At 42.8% G+C, this 2,115-nt stretch carries 2 protein-coding genes; one reads left to right on the top strand and one right to left on the bottom strand.

What is annotated here, in order from left to right:
- Positions 1 to 448: 448 nt before the first annotated feature.
- The gene (locus FTU91_RS16200) at positions 449 to 1,267 is read right to left on the bottom strand and encodes an exodeoxyribonuclease III (RefSeq protein WP_180082844.1); all 819 of its coding nucleotides are present in this window, start codon (positions 1,265 to 1,267) and stop codon (positions 449 to 451) included.
- Positions 1,268 to 1,307: 40 nt separating this feature from the next.
- Between FTU91_RS16200 and pyrE the strand changes: the two genes are divergently transcribed.
- The gene (gene pyrE, locus FTU91_RS16195) at positions 1,308 to 1,958 is read left to right on the top strand and encodes an orotate phosphoribosyltransferase (protein WP_086196546.1); all 651 of its coding nucleotides are present in this window, start codon (positions 1,308 to 1,310) and stop codon (positions 1,956 to 1,958) included.
- Positions 1,959 to 2,115: the final 157 nt, after the last annotated feature.

Below are 2,115 nucleotides of genomic sequence, written 5' to 3'. Positions count from 1 at the left end.
ATTTCGGTAAAAACTGGTCGAGGTACGCCAACCAAGCGTTTAAATTCAGAATCTGAAAAACGGTTTAAGTTCTGATATCTCATGAAACTTAGATTGAGGTGGTTTTGACTTTCGCAAGAGGTCTATTCTAAATATATAGAAAAAAAATATAGAAATAGAAAAGAAAAAATAAAGATAACGAATAGAGAAAACCCGCATTCAATCATCCTGATTATGCGGGTCTCATTTCAACGTCCATTGTCACATCCTTGCAAAATAAGCTACCGAAGTACTTTATTCTGTTTCATCCTACGGCGTCCTATCCCTTTTCAGTCATCCTGACTTGTCCCTGTGCCGTGCGACAATAATGCACTTAAAAGATCTATATAAAAAGCAACAAATTCGACATCTTTTGTAATCTATATGCCTGTATTGAGTGAACAATGGTTCACTCAATACGCATTATGGACTATATTTTATAATCAATAATCACTGGTGCATGGTCGCTAAACCAGGTTTCCTTATACACCCAGGCATTGACAGTGCGGGCTTTCCAGTCTGGTGAGCAGGCTTGGTAGTCAATGCGCCACCCGACGTTTTTAGCACGTGCCTGTCCGCGATTAGACCACCATGAATAAAGTTCGGCTTCCTTGCGCACTTCACGGAAAGTATCGACATAACCCAGATCATCATAAATATGATCGAGCCAGGCGCGTTCATGTGGTAGGCAGCCTGAAGATTTCTGGTTGCCCGACCAGTTTTTAATATCAATGCGTTTATGCACAATGTTGTAGTCACCACAGACAATGACTGATTTATCTTCATCCCGCCATTGTTTTAAGATGTCTTGATACTGATCCAAAAAGTGATCTTTACGGGCCTGAGCTTCTTCACCAGATGAGCCTGAAGGCAAATACAGCGAACAGATGTATACAGGCTTGTCTAAACCGAGATCAAATTCGGCAGTGATAAAACGCCCTTGAGAGTCGGCCAGTTCAAAGCCTAAACCATCTTTTACGGAGACAAAAGGTAGGCGACTATAAATGGCGGTACCGGCATAGCCTGCACGTTCTGCCGGGAACAGGTGCGTGTACCAGCCTTCAGGTCTAAATTTTTCAGTCCACTGCGCATGGGTGATCCGACTTTCCTGCATACAAATGACATCGGCATCTGACTGTTCCAGCCATTCCAGCAAGCCTTTGGTCACTGCTGAACGCAAGCCATTTACGTTAATTGAAACGACTCTTAGAATTTTTTGATCACTTGGATAGCTACTCTTTGGTATCATGCGCAAGTCTTACCTCTATTTCTGAATTTTGGAGCACCTCATGACGTCGCAAGCGACTTTTAACCCTCAAGCTTTTATCGAACTTGCATTATCACGTGGTGTGCTTAAATTTGGTGAGTTTACTTTAAAATCGGGTCGTGTGAGTCCTTATTTTTTTAATGCAGGTTTGCTCAATGATGGCGAGGCGTTAACGCTACTGGCTTCAGGCTATGCAGACAAATTAACGGCATGTGACAATGTCGAAGTGATTTTTGGCCCGGCTTATAAGGGGATTCCATTTGTTGCTGCGACTGCCGTGGCATTGTCACAAAATCATGGTGTAAGTGTACCTTGGGGCTTTAACCGTAAAGAAGCCAAGGATCACGGTGAAGGCGGGGTGCTGGTTGGCGCATCGGTTGAAGGCAAAAAAGTCTGGATTATTGATGATGTCATTACTGCAGGTACAGCCATTCGTGAAGTGGTCACCATTCTTAAAAATGCTGGTGCGCAAATTGCCGGAGTATTGGTGGCTTTAGACCGTCAGGAAAAAGGACAGGGCGAATTGTCTGCCATTCAGGAAGTTCAAAAAGAACTGGAAATTCCAGTTCATGCCTTGATTACCATGAAAGATTTGATGGATTTCTTGGAAGCTAAAGGCGAAAAAGACGCTTTAGCGAAAATGGAAGCCTATCGTGTGAAATACGGCATCTGATCGGTCAATGGTTAAAAAGGGAAGCCATGTGCCACTGCTGTCCCACAAATATCACAAGAAGAACCTCAATTGAGGTTCTTCTTGTTTTCGCCATTTTTTATCAGGCACAAAGAGTGACCTTAAAAGTTTCCTTTCAAATAAATTGACCTGAATAATT

This window comes from Acinetobacter sp. YH12201, from assembly GCF_013418145.1.
In the GTDB taxonomy this organism is placed as follows: Bacteria; Pseudomonadota; Gammaproteobacteria; order Pseudomonadales; family Moraxellaceae; genus Acinetobacter.
Note: the sequence above shows the minus strand (reverse complement) of the source record. Positions and strands in the feature narration are given on the sequence as shown.